The organism is Xanthomonas cucurbitae, assembly GCF_002939885.1.
Lineage (GTDB): Bacteria > Pseudomonadota > Gammaproteobacteria > Xanthomonadales > Xanthomonadaceae > Xanthomonas > Xanthomonas cucurbitae.
In genome coordinates, this window is sequence record NZ_MDED01000129.1 from 1 (window position 1) to 521 (window position 521).

Consider the following 521-nt stretch of genomic DNA (forward strand, 5'->3'; position numbering starts at 1 on the left):
GCCTCACCGACACGCCGCTATCGGAACAGACGGCACCGCGCCGCATGGACCCCTTGGTCGAGCAGTTCTATGCTGCCTTGGAAGCCGGCGACGACCAGGGTGCACGGGCAGCGTCGATGGCGTATGCGACGCCCGAGCGCTGGCAGCAGACACTGGCGGCGGCGCAGGAGCGGATGTTGGCCAAGCAGCAGCAATTGCCTGGCCGGCACAACCCGCTCTTCGCGCAGGCGATGACGCATTTGGAACAGCTCGGGCCGCAGGCGGGCGGGTATCTGGATCGCGTGCAGATGGAACAGGTCGCTGGTGCCGTTGCTTGTCAGGCCAAGCTGCACCAACTGCCGCGCATTGATGCACTGACGCCAGTCCAGGACGGTCGGGCATTGCTGGCTACCTCGACCGACCAGAATCCCTGGTTGATCGACCGCGTGCTGATCGACAAGCTGCAGGCCGCCACGCAACCCCTGGAGCAAAGCCTGCAGCAGCTGACGGCGGAAACGCAGCGGCAGCAGGATCAGGCGCTG

The 521-nt window shown here is 66.0% G+C and carries 1 protein-coding gene; it reads left to right on the forward strand.

The window, feature by feature from the left end; genetic code table 11:
• Positions 1 to 176 precede the first annotated feature (176 nt).
• The coding region (locus tag XcuCFBP2542_RS19675) for an XVIPCD domain-containing protein (RefSeq protein WP_338117682.1) at positions 177 to 521 on the forward strand (345 nt) is incomplete at its 3' end.